Raw genomic sequence first — 25,798 nt, forward strand, 5'->3', positions numbered from 1 at the left:
AAAACCAGCTACGATTTATCCGTATAACCGGTTTTTTCTTTAATCAGGTAAGTTTTTTTTTCGCTGGTACTTCTTGAAAGCATCTCCGCAAGAAAACCGGTCAGAAACAACTGAGTTCCGATGATCATGGCGGCCAGAGAAATGAAAAAATAGGGACTGTCGGCGATCAGCATGGACCGGATGCCATGGTTCAGGTTATAGATCTTCTGGGCTCCAAGATAGATGGCTGCCAGCAAACCAACCACGAACATGATCGTTCCGATGGTTCCGAACAGGTGCATGGGTCTGCGTCCAAACCGTGATACAAACGTTATGGAAAGCAGGTCGAGGTAACCTTTCATGAAACGATCCACGCCGAATTTGGTTACCCCATACTTTCGTTTGCGATGAGCCACCACCTTCTCCCCTATCCTGCGAAATCCAGCCCAGTAGGCAATGACCGGAATATACCGGTGCATGTCACCATGAACTTCAATGTTCTTGATCACGTCCTTATGATACGCTTTCAGTCCGCAGTTCATATCATGCAGTTTCAATCCCGACATTCTCCGCGTGGTCCAATTGTATAGCCTGGATGACATCCGTTTTATGAAAGGATCATATCTCCGCTTTTTCCACCCGGAAACCAGATCGTACCCCTGGGTCGCAATCATGGCGTATAACGCCGGAATCTCATCGGGAGAGTCCTGCAGATCAGCATCCATCGTTATGACCACATCGCCCGAACATGCCTGGAATCCCTGATTCAGTGCGGCTGACTTACCATAATTCCGCCGGAACCGGATCCCTTTGAAATGTTCATCGCCGGTGCTGAGCCGCTCGATGATCTCCCAGGACCGGTCCGTGCTCCCGTCATCTATGAACAGGACCTCGTAAGAAAGTTTTCGGTCCCGGAGCGCTGAGGTGATCCAGGAGGCCAGCTCGCTTAACGAGTCCTGTTCGTTGTAAAGAGGGATGATGACTGACAGGTCCATGTTCGCCGGAATAATCAGGTTAAATCGCTGGCTGCTGTGTCTTTTTTCACAAACAAGGATACGATCAGGGAGAACAGCACCGACATGATGATGCCGCTGGTCGCGCCGCTACGGATCTGGGATGCCGGGGTCAGCCGGCTCTGCATCTTATTGATGGCATCGTCCAGTTGCTCCTCCGTCATCTTGTCACCCCACTTTTCGATGAATTGGTTGACGCTCTCTTCCATCATCCCAGGTTCGATATACGACATGAAAATAAAGTTATACAAAACGGAAATGATAAAACCTACCAGTCCAATGATCAATCCGATGAAAAAACACTGTTTGAAATCGATCTTTCCCCCAAGGTACTTGTCGCGGAAGGATTTTGCTCCCAGGAGCATGACAACGATCACGACAGCGAGCATGATGAACAGGTTCAGGAATATGAAGCCCAAGCCAAACATATTGACATCCAAAATGTAATAGATCAGGCTGACGACAATGAGCAGCGCACCCAGGATCAGACCATAGATCAGGGAATGAACAAGCAAAGAGCGGGGTTGTGTTTCCATGTTTTCGTTCTTAAGGTTGATATTTTTTTGTGGTTTAGGGGTAAGGGTAAGGCGGCCTGTTTGGATTAGGGGTTATGTTTAGAGTGGCCCTGAACTTCACCTCTAAACCAAACCGACATCTTAACCTTCATCTCTCAACCATTTTTTAAACAAAGGTAAAAAACTTCATGCCATATAAAATTTCTATTGTTTAATAAAATTCCCTCCGGAAATCGTATCTTTGTACCGGGTAAGTCTTATACGGCCAGCTCCTACTGAACTCCCCCAGGTTCGGAAGGAAGCAAGGGTAGGTGGTTGAGCGGTGCGATATAAGGAGCTTACCCTTTTTCACAAAATCTTGCCAATGTTACTGCATATTCATCCTGAAAATCCGAGTGCCAGGCAAATTAAAATGGTGGTGGACTGCCTGAATGACGCTGGAGTGGTCATTTTTCCCACCGATACGGTCTATGGCCTTGGCTGTGACATTTACCAAAGCAAGGCTATCGAACGAGTTGCACGGATAAAGGGGATCAAAAAAGAAAAGGCCAACTTCTCGTTCATCTGCCACGATCTCAGTAACCTGGCTGATTATGCCAGGCCATTGAACAATTCCGTATATAAGTTGATGAAGGCAACCCTGCCCGGTCCCTTTACGTTCATTCTCAATGCCAACAGCAATGTCCCGAAGATTTTTCAAAGTAAGAAAAAGACGGTTGGCATCAGGGTACCCGACAACAAGATCCCGGTTGAGATTGTAAAGGAGCTCGGCCATCCGATCTTATCCACCTCTGTGTATGATGAAGACGAAATCCTTGAATATACAACCGATCCCGAGCTGATCCATGAAAAATTCAAGGATCTTGTCGATATCGTGATTGATGGTGGCTACGGCGACAATCAGCCATCGACCATCCTTGACTGTACGGGTGAGGAGGTTTGGGTGATCAGGGAAGGAAAGGGGAAAATTTAAGGTTGTAATATCCAGGAATATATTCTAATTTTGCAAACCTTTTCTAAAAAGGAGATTCAGTAGCTCAGCAGGTAGAGCAACGGCCTTTTAAGCCGTGGGTCCCGGGTTCGAATCCCGGCTGGATCACAATAAAAAAAGAAGGCACCCGAACGGATGCCTTCTTTTTTTATTTTTTGCGGTCTTACCGCAGGATGAGACGCTCCACCTTGGAGATATCATCTCCGTAGAGTCTCAGGAAGTAAACTCCCTTGGGATAAGTTGCAATGTCAATTTCGGTCTTGTAGAAGCCGTTGATGCTTTCGACCGTTTCCTGTTTCAGGATCTGACCGGTGATGTCCATCAACGACAGCTCCAGTTTGCCTGTGATGTTCGTTATCTTCACATTGAACTTCGCATCCGACGGGTTGGGATAGACATTCACGGTAAGTTCGGCTGCAGGTTTGCCTGGAATTCCCGGGCAGGGATCTGCCACAACAATCAAGGCATCGCTGTAGTCACCCTCACCGCAATCGTTCACGCCCTTCACCTTGATGAAGACCGGTCCGAAATATTCACCGCTCCAATCCACAACGCCAATGGTACCCTCCCCGGAGATCGTACCTGCTTCTGCCGGGAAGATATCCCACACATAGGACAGGGCATTTGCGGCTCCGATGGTTTGATACCAGGTGGTATCCGTTGTGAGGACGCAGACGGTATCAGCTCCCGACGGGATTCCGGGGATAGCCGGTATAGGATCAATGAGCAATACCATCATGTCGCTGGCAGGATCCGGACACGGATCAATCGGCCAGGCAGTCAGCGTCAGATTGACATAACCCAGAAGGATATCGCTTGTACCGGGTTCATAGGTGGCGTTCAGCAACGTGTTGTCGTTGAACTTACCGTCGCCTGAAGAAGTCCATTCTGTGTAGAAGAAGCCACCGGCCACTCCGCTAAGCTGATACAGTTCATTTGCACAGATCTTATCATCGGGACCCGCATTGGCAAACGCTGCTGCTGCGATGGTCAGGACAAGCTGATCCGTAGCGTCTTCACCGCAAGGTGCCTCGGCGTAAGCTGTCAGCGTCAGGTCAACCGTTCCTGCCAGCAAGTCAAGGGTACCCGGTGTGTAGACCGGATCCAGAATATTGGCATTGCTGAAGGTTCCGTCGCCTGAAGAGGTCCATTTCAAGGATGCGTAATTATCCGCTGTACCTTCCAGTTGTGCTTCTTCCGTTGAACAGATGGCGAAATCGTCACCCGCAAAGGCTGACGGTGCTGTGGTGATCGTCAGTGTCATGGCATCGGTTGCCATACCTCCGCATGGAGGCTGTGCATAGGCAGTCAGTGTCAAAACGACCACGCCGTCGGCAATATCACCCGCACTCGGCTGATAGGTTGCCACGATCATGTTCGGATTGACAAAGGTACCTGAACCGCTTGTTGTCCACAGCAGGGAGCCATAACCTGAAGCAGTGGCTCCGTTCAGCACATAGTCATTGCCCGCGCAAACAGCGCCGTCCGGGCCTGCAAAGGCCTGAGGCACGCCGATGATGGTCAGGGTCATGGCATCCGTTGCATTATTGGAGCACGGGGCAATCGCATAAGCCGTCAGTGTCAGCGTGGCTGAACCGCTGGCAATATCACCGGCACCCGGTGTATAGACAGGATTCAGAATATGCGTATTGCTGAAGGTGCCATCTCCCGATGTCGTCCAGGTAAGACTGCTGTAATTCGCTGCAGTGCCATTGAGCGTATGCGTTCCTGTGCCACAGATTGTGGCATTCGGACCAGCATTGGCGGTTGGCTGCTCAACAAAGGTAACAACAACCTGATCGCTCACGGGTTCTGTACACGGAGGAACAGGATTTGCTGTCAGCGTCAGAACGGCAGATCCGGCGGCAATGTCCGCACTGCCGGGCCAGTACTGCGTAAAGGTGGAAGTCGGATCGACAAAATAACCGTCTCCTGAAGTTGTCCAGAGTGTGGTCCATGCATTGGTTGTCCAACCCAGTGTCTGATAGTAGCCGTCTTCACAGGCAACTCCGTCATCTCCGGCATTCACAGTGGGAAGCAATCCGATTTCAAGAGTAACTTGATCTATAGCTACATCCGGGCACTCATTCATTGCAAACGCAGTCAGGGTCAGCACCACTTCACCGTCAACGATATCGGCATCACCTGGTGTATAGGTCGCAGCAAGCAGCGTGGCGTCGTCAAACGTACCGTCACCTGCTGTCGTCCACAGCACCGAACTGTAGTTGGTGGCTGTTCCGTTCAGTGTGTAGGACTGGTTTTCACAGAATTCGTCATCTTCACCGGCATCGGCTGTTGGCAGCGGAGTTACGCTGATCGTCACCGGCTCGGTGAAGATCTCTCCACAATAATCCGTCACGTACAATTTGTACATGGTTGTGTCGGTCAGTACGCCAGGCTGGTAAGTTGCTCCTGTGGCACCGGTGATATCCATCCAGACACCGCTGATGATATAGGTGTACTCAATGGTCACCTCCACACCAACGGCTGTGCCACCGCCATCACCATAGCTGTCAATAAAGTAGACCAGCCATTGTCCGGCAGATTGCTCGCCATCGAATGCGTCAGTCGTGAAGACGAAATCAGTGGTGCATCCGTTATTGGCAAAACCACTCCAGATCAGGACTGATGTTCCCGCAGGGGATTTCAGGTACATGGAAACTTCGCTGTACCAGTAATCGGAACAGATCTGGTCGGCCGTTACCTTAACATTGGCAACAACCACATCTTCTGCCGGCGGGACTACATTCTGCGCCCATCCGATTTCAATCCACGAATCGGACTCATAGGCATAAGGATCTGTCAGGTCAGGATAGCCATAGCTGTAGTCATCTTCAAATTCCTCTTCACCTTCGATGAACACCTGCCACTGATACTCGTAGTCGCCCGCACCACCGGTTACCGTAGAGGTAAGAAGCTCTGGTGCCGTATTGTAGCAGATGACCTGATCTTCCGCGATACTGCCTGCCAGAACGTCATATACGATAATCGTAACGGTATTGCTGATTACAGGACCGCAACCGTGTCCGTCGTCAACAACGACATTATAATAGGTAGTCCCGATCAGAATGCCAGGTTCGTAAGTGGGGCTGATGGCTCCACCAATGGCTGTCCAGACTTCGCCATCCTCCGACATCTGCCATAGATAGGTATAGGCACCGTCACCGCCGGTCACCACAGAGGTCAGTGGTTCTGGCTGCGTGGCATTGCAGATCTCCTGGTCAGCGGCAATGGTAACTTCGATGACATCGTACACGGTGATCGTAACAGCATTGCTGGTTACGGGGCCGCAACCGTGTCCGTCATCAACGACAACATTATAATAGGTTGTCCCAATCAAAATGCCAGGCTGGTAAGTAGGGCTCACGGCTCCGCCAATGGCTGTCCATACTTCACCATTCTCGGACATCTGCCATTGATAGGTATATTCACCGTCACCGCCTGTTACCTCGGAGGTCAGTGGTTCCGGCTGCGATGCATTGCAGATCTCCTGGTCAGCGGCAATCGTAACCGCCAGATCCTCCAATACTGTGATGGTCACGATATTGGTGGTTATGGGTCCGCAATCGTATGTGTCGTCAACAAGAAGCCTGTAATAAGTGGTTTGGGTCAATGCGGAGGGCTGATAGGTTGAAGCATGAGCCCCTTCGATCACCTGGAACTCAACACCGTCGGTTGAATGCTCCCAGTGATACAAATATTCGCCATTACCACCTGTGGTGGTCGATGTCAGTAATTCAGGAACCGTATTATAACAGATGACCTGGTCAGCGGCAATGGTACTGAGCAATTCTTCATATACGGTAATCGTTACCGGATTGGTAATGATCATTCCGCAGTCGTCAAACACCTGGAGCACATAGCTTGTGGTTTCCTGCAACGCCGGAGGCTGATACGTATCTTCCGTGGCATCCTCAATGGGCGCTAACGGACCGTCATCATAGATCCACCACTGGTAGGTATAATTACCCGCACCACCGCTGACGATGGAAGTAAGGGCTTCCGGAATGCTATCGTAACAGATGGTCTGATCTTCTGCAATGCTCACCAGGAACTCATCGTATACTGTGATAGTCACAGGATCCGATATGATCATCCCACAGTCGTCAAACAGTTGAAGCACATAGCTTGTGGTTTCCTGCAACGCCGGAGGCTGATACGTATCTTCCGTGGCTCCTTCGATAGGCGCTAACGGACCGTCATCGTATGTCCACCACTGATAGATATAGTTTTCAGCTCCACCGCTCACCACGGAGGTGAGTGCAGCCGGAATGCTGTCGTAACAAATGGTCTGATCAGCAGCAATAGTCACCAGCAACTCACCATAGACCGTGATGGTCACCGGATCGGTGATGATCATGCCGCATTCGTCGAAGACTTGCAGTACATAGCTCGTGGTCTCGAACAATGCCGGAGGCTGATAGGTGGCTTCGGTGGCCCCTTCGATTTCTTCAACAGGTTCTTCGTCATAGATCCACCACTGGTACGTATAAATCCCTGCTCCACCAGTGACGGTTGAAGTCAGAGCTTCCGGAACAGAATCGTAACAGATGGTCTGGTCGGCAGCAATGCTGGCTTCAAATAGTTCATATACGTGAATGGTGAAGGTACAGAAATTGACGCATGTGTTTTCATCAGTGTAGGTATAGGTGATCACGTGGTCACCCGGGCCTGCCACTTCCGGATCAAACATCCCGCCACTCACTCCTGTGCCAGTATACTCACCACCTTCAGGCAGTCCGCCGTAAAGCATCCACGGCTCAGCCTCCAGGCATACGGAGAAATTCTCCGGACAGGTGACGACCGGTAATGGATTCACGGTGATTTCAAAGGTACAGGACCCGCTGATCAGGTTCGGATAGGTATAAGTATAGGTGATCTCGTGGATCCCTGCTCCTGCTATGGCCGGATAGAACATCCCGCCGGAAACGCCGGGACCCGTGTATATACCGCCCACCGGTGTACCTCCCGTCAAAATGAACGGTTCTGCATCGATACACACTTCGAAATCGTCCGGACAGTTGACATCCGGTAAAAGTGTGATCACACCGTTGTCGGTCCCCGTCAGCAAGTTGACCGGAGGTGCCGGGCTGCTGATAATGACAATATTATAGGGAGCAACGGTGTTGAAATTCAGGTTGTAGGGACCGGGCAAATTGGGTGTGTTCAGCACAAACGTAAAGATTGTGCCGTTAAAGCCCAAGAACGGTTCATTCGTCAGAGAAGAGGCAATCACCCTGAGAATATTGCCTGGCATGACCTGTGCGAAGATCTCATGATCAACCTTACGGTCAGCATCCAGCACTGCGCTTCCGTTCACATAGGTAAATCCGGCCGGAATGGCAATGTCGGCCTGGAAGGCCACAAAATCCTGGGTATTGTCGATTTCTGCTTCAATGGTCACGGGATGATCCACCAGCTGTGAAGCATCGTGCAGGATAAACAGGTTCTGGTTTTCGATGGTAATCTCTCCGTCAATGGTTCCGGTGATCAGTTCCAGCAATCCGGTTATATCGCTGATGTGGCCATTCACAACAGGAGCCGGGTAGGTACCCGGGATCGTGGATGTATGGACCACAAAAGTGGCGATGGTTCCCGAATTTCCCAGGAAGAGCTCATTGGGATTCGCAAAGCTGATGATGCGCAGGATGTTGCCAGGGAGGACCGAGCCAACGATGGTATGGTTGACACCCTTTCGGTCAGGATCAAGGGCAACGCTGCCAGGAACATATGTGAATCCGGCTGGTAAAGGAACATCCAGCTGGAAACCGGCAAACTCCTGGCTGTTGGTGATCGCCACCTCGATGGTGAGGTCTCTGTTACACAGACCTGAGGCATCCAGGATCTCAATGATATTCTGTTGTGCCAGAATGGTCAGCACGCCATTGTCCACACCTGAACAAATGTTCTGGGCATCGGCATCCGAAATGAAGGGATTACTGATCGTAGCATCGTACAAATCGGGATCGGGGCCGGGATTCGGAGGTGTGTTGACAATGAACGTGGCAATGTTACCTTCATTGCCCAAAAATGGCGTATTCGTCAGAGAAGTGGCTAGTAACGTCAATTGCCTCGTAGCACCGTTATAGGATGGGACAATTGTATGATCCACGACTCTGTCAGGATCCAGGACGACGCTTCCGGTTACATAGGAGAACCCAACAGGCAACTGAATGGTGCACTGGAAGGCCACAAATTCCTGTGTGTTGTTGATCGCCACGGGAACTGTCATAGGATTTCCGGTCAGCACCTCGGTATCCACGACCTGGATCACATTCACGTGGGGCAGGATCGTCAGCACTCCGTTGTCCGTACCGGTAAGCACGTTGTTCATCAGGGCATCACTGATGATGGCCTGGTCGAACGTGATGGGATAGGCCCCCGGGCCTGCCGTAAAATCAAGGACAAAGGAACATACATTCCCGTTGTTGCCTGTGAACGGAGCCTGTGTCAGCGAGGAAGCCAGGATCCGGAGAACATTTCCCCCCAGAACTGCAGCGTTTATGGTATGATCCGCCTCACGTCCCGAAAATTCTATACTACCCGCCTGATACGTGAAACCGGCCGGCAGGGGAATATCGAACTGGAAAGCGACAAATACACTGCTGTTGAGGATCTCTAGATCGACCGTAATGTCGTCTGCATCCGTGTAAACGGATGCATCGTGCAGAATGGCAATATTGGAAAGGGCACCCCATACATCATTGAGCTCTATATCATCTTCAACGACAGCTATCCTGTCATTCACAAGTGTTTCTGGTACAGGTGTGGTCCCATCCATATAATAATACTTGTACTCGTAAGTTCCAAAGGGAAGTTGCAGAGTCAGTGTGTAGATCCACGATCCGGCAGATTCCGGGAACATTTCATATTCCGGATCAGTCGGAGGTACAGTCCATCCATTGAATGTCCCGCTCAGGTACACATCATCGGTGGCAGGGTTGAATCCGGCAGCACCGGTCATATCTATGTTGAACGTAACATCGAATGTCTCTGTGACTTCCGTAAAATTCGCAGTAAGTTCTACGGCTTCGTCCGGCATGGGAAAGACGTACGGATTGGCGGCACTGACAACGATGTCCGCTTCATCTGTCCAGTTCACGAACTGATATCCCGGATTGGCCATGGCCATGACCGTAACAGACTGATTTTCCTGGTACATCCCTGCGCCCAGGGCAGTTCCGGCACCAGCCGGATCAACTCCAAGGATCACTTCGTAGGTTGGGATGACAGCAAAATTGGCCGTGAGAAACAGGTTCTCAGCCGGCATGTCGAATACATACGGGTTGGCGGTACTGACGACTCCTCCATCCTCGGTCCAGTTTACAAAGCTGTAGCCCGTTCCGGCTGAGGCTGTCAGCGTGACCTGCTCACCCTCTTCATAGGCGCCTGCACCTGTTACTGTCCCTGCACCCACCGGAACAATATCGACGACGACCGTAAAGGTGGGAACGGTTGCAAAATTTGCCGTCAGGACAAGATTCTCGGCGGGCATTGCGAACGCATAAGGGTTGGCCGTGCTGACCACTCCTTCGGAATCCGTCCAGTTTACAAAAAGGTAACCCACGGCCGCTGAGGCAGTCAGTGTCACCGGATCACCCTCTTCATAGACGCCTGAACCGGTAACTGATCCGGCTCCTGCCGGGACCACGTTCACGGTGACCGTATAGGTCGGGATAGGAGTGAAGTTGGCAGTCAGGGCTACGTCTTCGGCCGGCATCATAAAGGTGTACGTGCTGCTGGTGCTGACTACGTCACCACCATCGGTCCAGTTTACGAAAAGATAACCTGCAGCTGCAGTTGCAGCAACGGTCACCTGTTCACCTGCATCGTATTCACCTGCACCTGTAACCGTACCTGCTCCTACCGGTGATACTCCAACCGAAACATCAAAACCCTGAGGTTCACAGATTAAAGTTGCTGTGCCGTCCTCCCAGCCGGTGATGATGTTCTGGCCAAGCAGGTTACTGATGGTCGGCATATAGGCCCCTGGAACATCGTAGATCTCCAGGGGATAGGTTCCGGGAATCGCTGGTGTATTTAAAATAAACGTAGCAACGATACCCGAGTTACCGCTGAAAGCGGTGGCTGGAAATGAATAGACCAGCACCCGGACCCTGCTCCCAATTTGGTTGGCAAGTCCGCTATGAACGCCAGGAACATTTCGGTAGAGGACAAGTGAACCTGGCTGGAGTGAGAATCCAGTTGGCAGGACAAGGTCAAACTGAAAACCGGCAAAAGCATCAGTATTGGTGATCTCGACTTCCACCGTCAAAGGACTCCCACAGTCCGTTTCAACGTCGTTGAGACTCAACACATTGCTTTGGCTCAGCAGTAATAAGCTGCTAAATGAAAGCAAGGTGATCAATAATAGTCGTATTATCTTCATGGCTATTGTGTTAATTGTTTCTTAGGTTATGGAATTGACTTGTTCCTGCACAATTGGATTATATGATTTCAAGAGGTCTAAGAACCAGCGTGCCGGCCTCCGCGAAGCGGGCGGCCGGCAGACTGGTATTTGATCTAGGTATTAAAGATCAGGAACATGACTCATTATCAACTACTTAATGATTACTACTTTCACTTCCTGCCTGTAAACCTGGTGAGAAGCGTCTTCTGTTATAGCATTCATTTGTAGAATGTACAGCCCTGTGGTCAGGGTCTGGGCATCGGTCCAGTTGATCAGGTGCTCACCGTAGTCATAGATGGCATCAGTAAGTTCACTGATCACTCTTCCGGAGAAGTCGAGCAGACGAATGTTCACCTTTGCATTGGCCGGTACATTGAACAGTGCGTTGATCTCGCCCCTGGTGGGGTTCGGGTACGCCATCAGGCTGAATGCATCGCTGAGAGCACCGTGCTTGGTCACCTGAACTTCGTTTTCGCCGTAGTTGGCACCGATCACATTACCCCATTCAATGGTTCCTTCCGCTGCCATGCTGATCAGATTGATCATGCCGGCCGGTATGGGTTCATTGTCAAGGTTATAGATCATACCGGTAAGGGTATTGCCTTCCACGGAGTAAGTAAGTTCATAGCCTGCAAGGGCCAGTGTGAGCTTAAGATTGCTGACCTGCGGTCCTTCAAGTTCGAACTGCAGACCGGAAACGGTTCCGTCGCTGTTGAACATGATGCCGTCGGAAGCCAGATAGATATCAGCCGGGATCGACATCACAGATGCCTTTCCTGTCTGTCCGAGTATGATGTTGATCAAGGCAACAATATCGAGTACGTTGATCTGTCCGTCGCCGTTGATATCGCCACCATCACCGATACACTGTGTCCAGGCCTGACTGCCCATGATGTAGTTGGTCAGGATCTGAACGTCAAGTACGGTGAGGAAGCCGTCGCAGTTCACATCACCCAGGAGTTTGGTGGTGAAGGTACCTGCAACTACTTCAGCATAGATGCCTGTACCACAAACAGTACGAACTTCAACGTTATACAATGTACCCGGAGTGAGTCCTGTGATCGTCTTTGGTGAAGCAGCAACCGCCCATGCCGTCCAGGTTCCACCTACCGCTTTCTTGTAGCGAAGTTCGGCAGTCTGTCCGGCAGGTGTCGTCCAGGTCACCTCAGCCGTCTTGGCAGTCGTAGTCGAAGCCAGGTTGGTGACAGGATCGCAGGCTGCAAAGTGAGCGACAACGGTCTTGTTGCCATTCATCGTCAGGCTTGCAGGATTTGCCGTACCTGTCAGGTCACCGGTCCAGTTCAGGAACAGTCCGTTTGGTTCCGGATCGAGTGTCAACACGGTTCCGTAATTAACGGTGTACGGAGGAGTCAGAACGGTCGCACCATTCTTTACCACCACCGAGCATGAAGACGGTCCATCAATGGTCACAGTCAAAGTAACCGTAGTGATCGTAAACTTCGCCTCAAGCGCTACGTTAGCAGCTGGCATGACAAAGCTATACGCCAGATTTGGGGAGACAAGCGTCGTTCCCTGATACCATCCATTGAATACCCAGCCTACCGTTGGGGTAGCAGTTACGGTTACATTGTCGCCAATGTAATAGATTCCGCCACCTGCAACCGTACCACCGGCAGTAGGATTCGCTGTCAGTGTAACATTATAAGGTATGGCATCGAATACTGCTACGAAGTCATTCCATTCGCACAGGATCGTATGATTGAACTGCTCATCTTCAACAAGAACTTCGCACATTGGATTTGCCCAGTAATCGAATACATATCCGGGTCCCGGGGTAGCCAGCAGAGTGATAACCTCATCCAGAGCATAAGGACCGGAACCGGAAATGACTTCGGCAGTACATCCTGCGGGAAGCAGTCCGCTTTCGCACTCATCACGCGCCATCGTTATTTCAACGTCGAAGTAGGTTTCCTCGAACAAGCCATAGATGGTTACGTCATAAGGCTGAGGAATCCAGCCGAAATTCGGAGCCGTGATAGGCGTACCGGTAGCATCCGTTACAGGAACATTGCAGTTATAATCATAGAACCAACCCACGAATTCATAGTTGCAGCAATCTTCTTCTGCTGAGATTGGCAGCGGGTCGTCTTCGATATTGTACATATAGTCCCAATCCTGTGCATAGACAGAACCGCAACCTATGGCAACAAGGTTAAGTTCATACTCGATCAGCTCATAATGAGCAACGGCAACCTTATTTTCATCCATGTAGATGCCAAGTGGGCTAACACCTTCAGCTTGAGTGGTATAATTCACATCCCAGTGCATGAAGCCCCAGCCCGGAGTAGTTTCCTCCTGATCGACCATTGCAACAACGGTTTCCGGATAGTTTCCATCACCCCAGGTGTTACCAAAACCATCAGGATTGTCTGATGTGGTCAGGGAGTAGATCGGATACTGCGGGAAGGCGGTTTCAACTGCAAGAGCATAGAATACAACCGTTTCTTCCCACTGTGCCGGAATGGTGTACGTAAAGGTCATCGTCTGCGGGTATGGACGCGGTGCATGTACCGGGTCGATCTGCCATCCGGTCAGGATGCAGTTCCCACCGTCTCTGTCTAATTCGCCACAACCCGGCAGGTCACTCAGCGTACCGACCATCCAGTTCACAAACGTGAAGCCGGGGATCGGGGTTGCCTTCAGGGTGACAACATCACCGAAATTATAGATGCCATCGCTTCCAGGAGTCACATCCTCAAGCAGCAGGCCATAATCAACGATGTTGCAGTTGCACGGATCAACAGGGCGCAGATATGTGCGGCATACAAGATCAAGTTCGTAATCGATCTTCTTGTAATGGGCTACCATCGTCACTGCAGTGTTCGGCATGTTGAATACATACGGATTCGAATAATTCTTACCCGTGAACAGTGAAGATGTCCAGTAGTCGAATTCCCAACCGATCTCCGGTATGGCTGTCACTGAAATGACTGACGGGAATCCGCTCAGCTGGTTGTGCTTGTAGAACGCATAGGGTTCGTAAGCTGTATAACCATTCTGTGTTACGGATTCATCACCAGCAACTTCCGGATCATGCGTCACGGTGAGCGCGTAGGTCGGCAGATCAACGACAAAGATTGCCCTGATCGTGCGATCAGCATTGACCATCGGCAGGCTCAGCGGATTGGCTGATCCGAGGCTGACACCATTTTCAACATCATACCAATGAGATAATTTATAATAGGTATTCGCAGTAGCTGTAAGGGTAAATGGCGTCGGATGCTGGAAGTGCTCGAACGTTCCGATTGCAGTGCCAGCGGTTGAATTGTTTGTGAACTTGTTCAATCCTGTGCCAGCAGGCGCTCCGGTCACTTTACCTCCGGTCGTATTCTGCGTATTGTTATAATACGGCAATCCCTTGATCACATACTGTCTCAATGCCAGTTCTGCAACCAGATCATAGGGCTGTTCGCAGTCGTTGTCACCTACTATGTAGCTCCATACACTTCTGTCAATGTATTCCTCGACCAGATAGACATTATCGTTGTTGAAACCAACGCATTCCCATCCTGGTTCAGGATAAACGGTCAGTGTCAGCGGTGTATCAAAGTCGAAGTAATCACCTGCTGTAGCTTCAGCATCAATCAGCTGTACAAAGTCACCATCGGAATTTTCACCTTCGATCAAAACTGAACCCTTGGTGTTAGGATCTGTAACGGCGGTGATGTGGTACGGCTTCTTTACGAAGACGGCCTTGATGTCGAGGTTCGATTCGACCGGCATCCATTCGGTCGGCGTGAAAAGCACATAGTGCCGCTCGCTGCCCACCATGGTTCCATCCCATACCTCGAAATGATCGAACATCCATCCGCATTCGCATTCGTGTGTTTCGAGCGTCACAGGTGTCCCGTATTTGAAGACAGCATAATTCTGTGCTGCAAACACGATGCCCCAATCCTGTCCCTGTACGAACTGTGCCGTATAGGTTACATAATTGCAGTCAGGGCTTTCCGGAACGACCGTAACGTCAATTCTCGGGTAGAACTTGGCAAAGTTGGCTTCCACTGTATAGGTGTAGCCGTGTACCGGATCCGTGCCAACCATATCAAAGGTGATGAAACCTTCTTTTGGAGTTACAAAGTTCGGTTTGGCTGGCAGTTCAGGATCATAGGTGTAATTGGTCACATCGTTTGGTCCGATGGTGGCCAGTACGGAAGCGGGCAGCTGTTTACCACTGGACGGTGGTGCATACGACCAGCTTGTATTGTAATAGCCATCCATTGCCTTTGCCTTGATCATAACAGCACTGCCGTGGGTATAGTTCTTTGTATCATAATCAACCCATGAATTGGTATTGCCTGTCCAGGATACACCGCTGGTGCTGGGGTCCTGGTACGGGACCGCTTTTGCATAGATGTTGTAGGTGTTGATGTTATAATCCACATTGAACCTGTAGCCTTCAAACGGCACTGCCGGATCGGCTGTCCAGTCAATGAACGGATGTGATGTCGGCCAGGCCGGTGCAGCAGGTGTCTGGTTCTGGTTGGTGAACAGTTCCCATCCCAAACCGGGTAGGGTGTTCTGATATTTCCATCCTGAACCGGATTTATAATACACCGAGGTGGTCAGGTTTCTTGTCCAGTTATTGATATGGTACCCCTGACCAATGTTGGACTTGAACGTATACACGTGCGGATAAGGCAGCATATTGACCTTGTAGGTCAGCTGTTTTCCATAGGATCCATACGCACTGCCATCCACGTTCAGGTTCTTCAGTGTTGCCGAACCTTCTTTCAGGAACAGATTGTTGATATCGCCTGCACCCCAGCTCGGCGGGAATTTCAGCCCGCTGTTGGCCGAGTAGCTAACAGTGATGTCAAACTTACAGGTGGTGCACCACGACCAGACAAGGTCTGCTCCACCGCCTGGTCCGTCGCTTGCCACTCTGCCTCCATCCGTCATGTCGATGAAGCCGGCTCCGTTATCCATGAATCCGTCGCGGAACAGGACATAATAATTATAGCAGTGCAGCATCTGGTTGTACGGATGCGTCCAGTACTCTTCATTGCCTGCAAAGGCTTCCGGGACAAGGGTGATCACCGTCGGGCCAAAAGTACCCGGGTAACCAGGCAGAGCTTCTTCATACTCAGAGGCAGTGGCCTTGAACATCACCTTTTTCCATACTTCCGGACCGTATTTCGGACTTGCCCAAATCTCGAACTTATGGGTGGGTTCACCTACCTGGTCAGAGATCATATTCCCGTTGGTGTACTTCACAGGATTCACAAAGGTGATCTTGATCGGTGCATTGTATGCAATTTCAACATCTTCACACCCTGATGGTTCAACCACTGGTGAGATCAGCTGCGGAATGGTCTTGAAGATGATCTGACGTGAAAGCTCGAAAGCACACGCGGCTTCTTCGTCAAACTCATAATCATCCTGATCAAGACGGTATTCTACTCTCTGGAAATCACCTGTTATGTTGTTATGGGCCCAGATGTCGCCAAACACGATCCTGTAATAGTTATTCCACTGAAGATCAACACGTACTTCATTTTCCGGTGTACCCGGGTAGACCGTGATGACCCGACCTGCCCTGATGGACCAGAAAGGAACGGTTGCCCAATTGTCCGGATCAGGATAGATGTACTCGTGGCACGGAGGTTCACCCGCAACGATGTACTTCTCAAGACGGATGAAATTACCCAGACCGGTGCCGGAGGTTGGCAGGGGCTGACCCATATAGTTGTAGACATCCTGGTTGAACGTAATGGTAAAGGTCCTTTCAACGGGGACTTCAACAATGTCGGGTTCGCATTCCGGATCGCAGCTCAGCTGATAGCTCGGATCGAACATCGCGTAAGGTGGCGCAACAATGTCGGCATCATCATCGCCTTGATCACCGATGCAGTAGTTGCCCGATTGTGCCCCGGATAGTCCGAGGTTTACAATCTCAACATCCTTGTCATCTTCAACCCAGGGATTCACAAAGTAGGCTTCCGCGTCAGCCGGATCGGCCGGAGTCACGTAAACCAGTGTTTCACCCGCAATGAGTCCTGACAATGCACCATAGGATAACACAGTTGCTTCAACCTGTCCGTTAAATTGCTTGTCGGCGATCACGATGTTGGGCAGTGTCAGCCATTTGCAGCTGATCGTAGCCTGTATCACCGGATATCCGGCGCCTTCCGGACAGTTGAGCACATAGTTCGGAGCGTCTGTTCCGCTCAGGGTGGCTGAGTAAGTTACGTTCCACGTACCAATGTTCTTGCTGGCAAAGGTGCCGGCCGGATTAATGGTACCTGAAACGTTATCGCCAGCCAGGAATCCCTTGAAGCCATCGTTTACTCCATCATAAGGTGTAGGTTCATTCTTGCTGACAACGGCATTGGTATTTCCGTCGTAGATCTTATTATCAGCTTTTGCATAAACATCCACACATTTGCGGAAGATCTTGGCTGCGGAGGTCGCTGTGCTGCCGGGAACACCATAACCCGTTAACGGATCATAGGTGGTAGCGCCAAGGATGTAGTAGCAATCATCGATACCTGTGAGCTCCAGACCTGTGATGTTCACCTGTTTGGTGAGATAGATCGTTCCGTTCCAGGTGGTATTTTCATCAATAAAGTTTGCCACAACGCCAACCCAGTCGAAATCAACCGTACAGTCATAGCCAGGGCAGGTTGTCGAATAACCGGTAAGTGTACTGGCTTCCTGGTCAATGGTTGCAGTAGTCGTTCCGTCATAGATCTTGTTGTTGATGACGATGTTTGCCGTAAGGTTCTTACGGAAGAGGGCCTTCAGTTCCTTATCGCTGCGGAACACCAGTTCATAAACATGATGTCCGGCATCGTTCAAACCTATATAGGTAAAGTCGGGATCCCCCAAGGGTTCTCCGTCATCAGCCGGATCGCAGAAGATCCATTCGCCCCAGGTCCAGCCTGTGGTGGGGATGACTTCGAGGAGAACGGTTTCACCGTGGGTGAAGGTGAGGAAGGTGCCGCTGGTGGGCTCGATATCGGCGCACTCGCGGTTACCGGTCAATTCGAACGGTGTGCTTCCGCCGTCGGTCCACACGATCACTTTCTGTCCGCAACCTGCAACTCCGATAACGAATTCATATTCTTCCTGGTCGAAGTGGGCGGTTACCTCGGCATTGCACGGAGGCATCCTGTACCAGGTCGGGTTGGCTTCATAGTCGGCAAAATTATCATAGGCAGGTATGTCACGGCCTTCTGGTTCTTCGCAGTCCGTTTCGCTCGTCCATTCATCGAAGAAATAGCCACCGAGCACCGAAGGTGTTGCGATTACTTTTACCAGGGTACCACAGCCAATGTTGTAAGGTCCCGGAATTTCCGGATTTGTTGTTCCGGCATAATCGGGTTCCGCCGCCATCGTCAGTGCATAGGTACCAATGGTGAAGCTGACATTCCTGCTGTCAGGAGAGGTCATGTATACGAAATTCGGATACGCGAACAGCTTGACGATCGGCTTGAAGTTCAGGGTATAGTCGCCCTTGTTCGCTGCGCCGGTCAGATCCGTTGGCGGATCATAGTTGCCGGGGATGACGAAGTTGAAGGTCCAGGCAACATCCACTGCATTGATCAGTTTGTCAGGTACCGTACCCACCTTGCTGGTGGAGCCTGCGATGATGGCTGACAACATCGTTTCCGTATTCACGGGCAGGGCTGTTCCCACCGTGAAGAGTCCACTGGCGGTGGCGCCATAGTGCCAGTCAATCGTTGTTCCGGCCGGAATTTCGTGGGCCGTATTCTTGATCACGACATCCGTATAGATATCATACGCTGTGGGTTCGATACTGGCGATGGCCGGGAAATCGAAGGTAACCGTTATGGGAATGATATCGTTCAGGCACACATAGTCATTGGGCGTTGTAGCCGTAAAGGATGCATTGGCAAAGGTAATGTCAACATTGTCGGTACCAACGATACAGATGGGCGAGGTGCCATAGTAGGTAAACAGCTCAACATCCATGTCAAAGGTAACCGGAGCTGAAACTCCTTCGATATCGAATTCCCAGTAAAGAGTCGTACCTGAAATTGCAGTCAGATCGTACGGGTAGATCAACGGACTACCAAACATCTGGCTGAACTTCTTACCGGATGTTCCGCCGAGGACACCATCGATAATCGTGATAGTGTTGGTCGGAGGATTGGTTGCACCATACCTGGCTCCCAAAAGCACCATTCCTGATGGGAAGTTACCCGATGTTTTGGTAATTCTTCCATCGAGCATGATACCCGCGTGGTCTGCTGAAAAAGGAGCAGCCAACGTCGTGGTGACCGGTACAATGATCGGGGCCTTGGTCACGGCACTGATCGCGGTTGGGCCAATGTTCACACTTGCAGTGATATCCAGGTTGATCAGCTCAACGCTCAGCACTTCACCGTAGGGATAATCAACGGCATTCAGCTGAACAATGGGCTGTACCGTCAGGTTGTAGCTGCCCGATGGCAGGTTGGCAATGGAAAACTCCCATTCAATATCGAGTTCACTATGGCCAAGCAGCGGTGTTGGCGCCACTCCGGCAGGAACTGAGTTCACAACAACATTCGACAAATAAACAGGCGTGTTCGCCGGAATACCTCCGACACCAACTGTAAAGACTGCCGGACCGAAGCTTCCGCCGGGGGTCTGGGTGTAGGTCCAGGTGATCGTTGCACCGGCAGGAATGGCCTTGTCGGTCTTCAGAATGGCGTTGGCCAGGATTTCGCCTGCCAGGTCAACCTTATAGATGGTGGGATAGGTGATGGTAGTGGAGAATTCGAACGGACCACCACATTCTATGATCGGTGAAAGTTCTGGTGTGAATGTTTGTTCAACATCAGCCACTTCGATATCGAATTCGCTGGATGCAAGTACGGTCTCGCACAATTCATCCCCGAATTCAAGAGCAGCATCCTTATAGGCTATGGTAGAAACGGTTACGGTAAAGGTTTCCGCTTCCATGAACCCATCGAATGTAAATACCCAGTTGATGGTCTTACCACTTTCATCTTCAAGCAATGGAGCGATGAAGTCGCTTGGTACCGTTACAAGATCAAAAATATCACTGAGCAGGATATCATTTCCATATACACCATATACACCTGCTACAGTACCCAGGTCAATGGTTCCAACCACTCCCGGTGCAGGGGAGATATCCAGTATTCTCAGACCGGAGAAACCGCCTTCGCGGTCGGTACTTAACAAGGCATCTGCCCTGACACCCGGATAGGCATTGTCAGGGATGGTGGGATAAGTTGCTGTCAAAGGCACAATGAGAGGTGTACCTTTCGCATCATCATCGGTTCCCGGTATGGTCCTGATCGAAAAACCGTCGGACATAAACATACCCGGATCCGGGAGATCATTCATTTCGAAAATTGCTTTGACGTGTTTGTCGCCTGCCATCGTAATGGCCCACGTAAATCCTTCCGGATCGGGGTTACCGGTCAGGGGATAAGGTGGCGGACCCAACGTGTATGGCAGGGGGGTGTCATACCCTGTTGTTGCCCAACCGACAAAAGAATACCCGGTTGAAGCAACAGGTTTCAGTGCCCAGATCTCGTCGTTTTCGCCCAGCAGAGGAGCGTCACAGATCGAGGGCCCGTTAAAGTACCCGTCGACAACCTCAATGTCACCGGGATTCTTGGCTTTAACGATGCCATAGCACTCAATGTCTACATAGAGACTGGTTTGAAGCTGAGCCTCGGCAACATAAGAGCTAAGAAGCAGTATCGTGAAAAGGGCTGCGATAACCGCTCCGGCACGTCTCAATCTTTTTGGTTTGTAAATTGTTTCCATAAAAAATAAGTTGTTTAATGAATAATTGTTTCGCAAAAAATTATTATATCGAGAGGATGAAACTGAAATCAGGAGCCGACAGGTTCCGCAAAGATGAAAGACAGCATCCTTTCAAAACGGCTGGACTGCTGAAAATCATTGGAACCTTTCTTTCGCTGACCCCTGTAAACTCCACTTTCATTTTTTCCCTGATCATTAAATTTTTAGTTTCGAAATTGTTTACCTTTTGTTTTTGATGAGTGATAAATTTAAGTGATTATATATATATAATGTATGAAAATTCTCATTTTCTATTTGTAATTGATGAAACTCTGCCTGATGAATCTGGCAATCTCCAATCGGATATCAATGTTTGGTTTTGGAATCATACGGCAAAATAAAAACAAAATTAACTAATTCGCAAATTAATTCATTCTCTTTTTAAACCTTTTTTTCAAAAAAAAGTTTCACAAAAGGCTTATTTCTTTCTGTTCACCTGTTTAGCTTCCGAATATTTTCTGTTATAATAAACCTGGTCCAATGATAACTTGTTAAGTGTTATGTATGCAAAGTAAGCATTAATCAAATGAATATGCAAATTAATCTATTCTTTTTTCATATAATTATTGTTAATAACCTCATCGCAACCCTCTCTTTCCAATGAAAACGAATCTATTTTTTTAACGTAAATCAGGCTTTCAAGGTTTCATTAATCTTAAAATACTATATGTCAATTAATTAAATCGTTTTTGCGAAATTGTTAATACCTGCTTTTCCGGCTATTCCCTTTTTTCCCGTGTTGATAACTTTTACAGGAACCATTACGGATGCTTCTTTAATCCTTTCGCGTGTAAATCTTCAAATTAATAAGGTATCCTTTCCAGCTTAGCGCCAGTAAAAATACAAATCTTTTCCAGTCAAAGATCTATCTTTGTAAAATAAAATGTACAACATCCTCATCACCGGTGCCAACGGACAGCTCGGGAGCGAATTCCGGAAAATCGCCCCTGCCCGGTCCGATGTTCGGTTCACCTTCACCGATGTCGGCGAGTTGGATATCACTTGCCCAAAAGCCGTAGACGACTTTACTTCGGCCGGAAGGTATGATTGCATCATCAACTGCGCCGGTTACACCGCGGTGGATAAGGCAGAAACGGAACGCGAAGCCGCCAGCCGGGTGAATGTTTCAGCAGTCAGGAACCTGGCCATGTCAGCCAGTGAACAGGACTCCCTGCTCGTTCACCTGTCGACCGACTACGTTTTTGACGGTCATCACCACAGGCCCTACCTGGAGACGGACAGGGAAAATCCCCTTTCGTGGTACGGACAAACCAAGCTCGAGGGGGAACGCCAGGTGTTGATGCATGCGAATAAAGCATTGATCATCCGTACTTCCTGGCTCTACTCCCAGTTTGGGAACAACTTCCTGAAGACCATGGTCAGACTCGGCCGGGAAAAAAAAGAGCTCAGGGTGGTTTGCGACCAGGTTGGAACACCTACCTGGACGGCCGACCTGGCCCGCGCCATCCTGAAAATCATTCCCCTCTTCAGATGGAACGCAAAGAGGATCTATCATTATTCCGATGAGGGAGTTTGTTCCTGGTACGATTTTGCAGCGGAAATCATGGAAACAGCCGGACTCTCCTGCCGGATCATCCCGGTCACGACCTCAGAATTCCCGACTGCAGCCCTTCGCCCCTTTTACAGTGTGCTGGATAAGGGAAAAATCAAGCGGGACTTCGAAATTGAGATCCCACACTGGAAAACGAGTTTGAAGGAGTGTATCCGGGAGGGGGAAGGCAGTGGAGTAGTCATTCATAGTCATTCATAGTCATTTATAGTCATTCATAGTAATTCATAGTCATTTATAGTCATTTATAGTCATTTATAGTTATTTATAGTCATTTATAGTTATACATTGTCATATTGATTAATTATCATTTTTGACTTGCAGCTTAAAACCACTAATCATGAATATCGATCAGCAAATCCTCGACAGGGCCAATGCATGGCTGACAGGAAACTTTGATGAAATGACCAAGCAACAGGTAAGGGATCTCATGGAGAAGGATCCGGTGGGCCTTACCGATGCATTTTACCGTGATCTTGAGTTTGGCACCGGTGGCCTGCGCGGGATCATGGGCGTGGGAACCAACCGGATGAACAGGTACACCGTTGGCATGGCAACCCAGGGCCTGGCCAATTACCTTAAAAAGGTGCACGGTGACCGGGCGGAGATCAGTGCAGCCATTGCCTATGACTCCAGGAACAATAACACGCTTTTTGCGCAGATCACGGCGAATGTACTCTCAGCCAACGGGATCAGGGTCTTTCTGTTTGACCGCCTCCGCCCAACCCCGGAACTCTCTTTTGCAGTGAGGCATCTCAAATGCCAGACAGGAATCGTGATCACCGCCTCGCACAACCCGAAGGAATACAACGGTTACAAAGTATACTGGACCGATGGCGGCCAGTTGCTCACGCCTCACGACAGGAACGTCATCCAGGAAGTGCTCCGGATCAATTCGGTTGATGAGGTGAAATTTGAAGGAAATCCCGCCCTGATCAACACGATCGGTGCAGAGGTTGACAGGGCGTTCCTGGAGAAGAGCTGCCAGCAGTCGCTGTCACCGGAGATCATCAGGGATCATCACGATCTGAAGATCGTTTACACTCCTCTCCACGGAACAGGTGTACACCTTATTCCAATGGCTCTGAAAGCCTTTGGATTTACGCAGATCATCGGGGTGGAGGAGCAGAATGTGATCAGCGGGGATTTCCCCACGGTTCATTCACCCAATCCGGAGGAAGGAGCTGCACTGGCGATGGCCATTCAGAAAGCCGTGGAAACAGGAGCCTCACTGGTGATGGGTACCGACCCGGATGGCGACCGGGTGGGCGTTGCCGTCAGAAACAGGGAAGGTGAATTTATCCTGCTCAACGGCAATCAAACCGCCTGCCTGATCCTGTATTACATACTCGGCAAATGGTCGGAAAAAAAGAAGCTTACCGGCCGCGAATACATTGCCAAAACGATCGTCACCACCGAGTTGCTCAAGGACATTGCCACCCATTTCGGTGTGGAGACCTTTGATGTGCTGACCGGCTTCAAATACATCGCCGAGCTGATCCGCAACCTGGAAGGGGAACGCGTTTACATCGGCGGCGGTGAAGAAAGCTATGGCTACATGATCGGTGATTTTGTCAGGGACAAGGATGCCGTGACCTCTTGCTGCATGATCGCCGAGACGGCTGCCTGGGCTTCCAGCCAGGGGAAAACCCTCTTCGAACTGCTCATCGACATCTATGTCCGCTTTGGATTATCGAAGGAAAAACAGATCTCGGTCACCAAAAAAGGAAAAGCCGGCGCTGAGGAGATCCAAAAGATGATGGACCGGTTCCGGAATCATCCTCCGGCAGAACTGGATGGCTCACGGGTGATCCGGATCATGGATTATCTGAAACAGACTGAAAAAGACTGTCTGACAGGAATCCTGAAGAAGATTCTGCTACCGCAATCAAATGTGCTTCAATTCTTCCTGGAGGATGGCAGCAAGATCACCGTACGTCCATCAGGCACCGAACCCAAGATCAAGTTTTACTTCGGGATCAAAGCGCCACTTGGGAAGGCGGAAGAATTTGAGGAAACCGACAGGAAACTTGAAATGCGAATAGAAGCGATATCGCGTTCTTTGGGCCTATCTTGAAAGGAGAAAGGAGAAATGAGAAATGAGAAATATATATCTCCTCTCTCCTCTCTCCTCTCTCCTCTCATTAAAACACGTCCAGAATCTCGATCTTCTTATCCCGGAACAGCACGGTATCACCCTTTTTATGACCGTGCAGGGCGTGGAAGAAGGGCACAAAGGGAGAGATCGCCAGCCAGGTTTCATTCTCGTACTCGAACTTCCCGATGCCAACAGAAACAAATATTTTTTGGTCCCCGGTGATGATCACAGCACCAACATCCACACTATCAAGCTTTTTGGAAGGATCGACCTTATCGAGCATCTTCAGCTGGTCGAGTGACTGCCGGAGCTGTTTGGCAAACATATCGCGCTTTCCCATCATCTGATCCCGGTAGGAATCATACTGATCACGGGGCTGATGTTCATAGGCACTGTCCTGGGCATCTTCCATTTCAGACCGTGTATTATCAATACTCGCCTGCTGCAGCTGCCTGCACCTCGCGATCAGCCTCTTTTTAAAATCTTCACGGTCCATTGCGCAAATTTGTGCTAAAATATAAAATTAGCCTTGGGTTTACAAATAATTACCAAAAAATCGGTGTTAGAGGGAAAAAGGGTAAATTTGTTCAATTGTTAAAGTGATCACTGGTATGAACCCCAGGGCAAGCCCTGGACCTTAATTCCGGGGCAAGCCCCGGGGAATTTACCCATTTACCCCACCCCCGTCCCCTCCCCTGCTGGCAGGGGAGGGTGCAGGGGTGGGGTACATTAAATTGCTGACTGCTGATCCCCGTTTCGTTTCACTCGCGGAGACAAGCTGCCGTCTCAATCCACTACCATGAACAACCACCCGGAAGAAGCCTACAGATCCCGCCAGGTCATCGAATTCCTGACCGTTGCCAATGAATATTGCCTGTTTCTGGAAAAGGCACAGGGATATGGAAAAGAGAAATTGCTCGACTTTACCAGCAAAATCAGTCCGTTGCTTTATCTCAAGGGAACTCTTTTACCGCCGGCAGAAACCGGGGAACCAGGAGCAGGTGAACGCTTCGTGACGCAAGAACATTGGCAGACCCTTTTTCTGATGTTGCATGAAACCCTGGGAGCGGATGACCTTTTCTGGTATGCGACCCCGGAAAGCGATGGACAGGTTGCCCTTGTCAAAGCAAGCCTGGCTGAACACCTGGCTGACATCTATCAGGACATGAAGGACTTTGTGCTTCTTTACCAGAAAAACCTGCGCAATTCACAAGAAATTGCAGCCAGTGAGATCAGGCTGCTTTTTTCCTCGCACTGGGGCATCCGTATCGCGCAGATACAGCGCCACGTGCATTCCCTACTCCATGGAGAACCGGATGAAGGCAGTGAAGAACTGAAGGAGTTGCTTTCCGGAATTTGACAGGAAAAATGTGTTGGATGATTTTGTTTTCAAAGAAATAGTTATTTTTGCA

At 49.9% G+C, this 25,798-nt stretch carries 9 protein-coding genes, 1 tRNA gene and 1 other RNA gene; 6 read left to right on the forward strand and 5 right to left on the reverse strand.

The window, feature by feature from the left end:
• Positions 1–8 precede the first annotated feature (8 nt).
• The gene (locus tag PKI34_09070; GenBank protein ID HNS17958.1) at positions 9–974 is read right to left on the reverse strand and encodes a glycosyltransferase family 2 protein; all 966 of its coding nucleotides are present in this window, start codon (positions 972–974) and stop codon (positions 9–11) included.
• 14 nt (positions 975–988) lie between these two features.
• Entirely contained in the window at positions 989–1,528 is a 540-nt protein-coding gene (locus PKI34_09075; GenBank protein HNS17959.1) for a DUF4199 domain-containing protein, read from the reverse strand.
• Between the two features lie 227 nt (positions 1,529–1,755).
• On the opposite strand from PKI34_09075, the gene ffs reads away from it, so the two are divergent.
• The 3 genes from ffs (at position 1,756) to PKI34_09090 (ending at position 2,606) form a co-directional block, all read left to right on the forward strand.
• Positions 1,756–1,854: signal recognition particle sRNA small type (gene ffs / locus PKI34_09080), an RNA gene on the forward strand.
• A gap of 17 nt (positions 1,855–1,871) precedes the next feature.
• Positions 1,872–2,480, forward strand: coding sequence for an L-threonylcarbamoyladenylate synthase (locus PKI34_09085; protein ID HNS17960.1), 609 nt, complete (start codon positions 1,872–1,874; stop codon positions 2,478–2,480).
• 53 nt (positions 2,481–2,533) lie between these two features.
• Positions 2,534–2,606, forward strand: a tRNA-Lys gene (locus tag PKI34_09090).
• A 55-nt stretch (positions 2,607–2,661) separates the two neighbouring features.
• Here the strand turns inward: PKI34_09090 and PKI34_09095 are convergent.
• The gene (locus PKI34_09095) at positions 2,662–10,887 is read right to left on the reverse strand and encodes a T9SS type A sorting domain-containing protein (protein HNS17961.1); all 8,226 of its coding nucleotides are present in this window, start codon (positions 10,885–10,887) and stop codon (positions 2,662–2,664) included.
• Between the two features lie 171 nt (positions 10,888–11,058).
• The gene (locus tag PKI34_09100; protein ID HNS17962.1) at positions 11,059–20,679 is read right to left on the reverse strand and encodes a YDG domain-containing protein; all 9,621 of its coding nucleotides are present in this window, start codon (positions 20,677–20,679) and stop codon (positions 11,059–11,061) included.
• A gap of 922 nt (positions 20,680–21,601) precedes the next feature.
• On the opposite strand from PKI34_09100, the gene rfbD reads away from it, so the two are divergent.
• Together rfbD and PKI34_09110 are read left to right on the forward strand one after the other, a co-directional pair.
• On the forward strand, positions 21,602–22,489 hold the full coding sequence (gene rfbD, locus PKI34_09105; protein ID HNS17963.1) for a dTDP-4-dehydrorhamnose reductase: 888 nt from the start codon (positions 21,602–21,604) through the stop codon (positions 22,487–22,489).
• A gap of 139 nt (positions 22,490–22,628) precedes the next feature.
• Positions 22,629–24,365 carry a phospho-sugar mutase gene (locus PKI34_09110; GenBank protein HNS17964.1) on the forward strand — a complete coding sequence of 579 codons (1,737 nt, stop codon included), beginning with the start codon at positions 22,629–22,631 and terminating at the stop codon, positions 24,363–24,365.
• A gap of 67 nt (positions 24,366–24,432) precedes the next feature.
• Here the strand turns inward: PKI34_09110 and PKI34_09115 are convergent, their stop codons facing one another.
• Positions 24,433–24,882 (reverse strand): hypothetical protein, encoded by a 450-nt coding sequence (locus PKI34_09115; GenBank protein HNS17965.1) that lies wholly within the window; start codon positions 24,880–24,882, stop codon positions 24,433–24,435.
• 303 nt (positions 24,883–25,185) lie between these two features.
• Here PKI34_09115 and PKI34_09120 point away from each other — a divergent pair, with 303 nt between their 5' ends.
• The gene (locus tag PKI34_09120; protein HNS17966.1) at positions 25,186–25,746 is read left to right on the forward strand and encodes a DUF5063 domain-containing protein; all 561 of its coding nucleotides are present in this window, start codon (positions 25,186–25,188) and stop codon (positions 25,744–25,746) included.
• The last annotated feature ends 52 nt before the right edge of the window (positions 25,747–25,798 follow it).

This window comes from Bacteroidales bacterium (assembly GCA_035342335.1).
In the GTDB taxonomy this organism is placed as follows: Bacteria; Bacteroidota; Bacteroidia; order Bacteroidales; family JAGONC01; genus JAGONC01.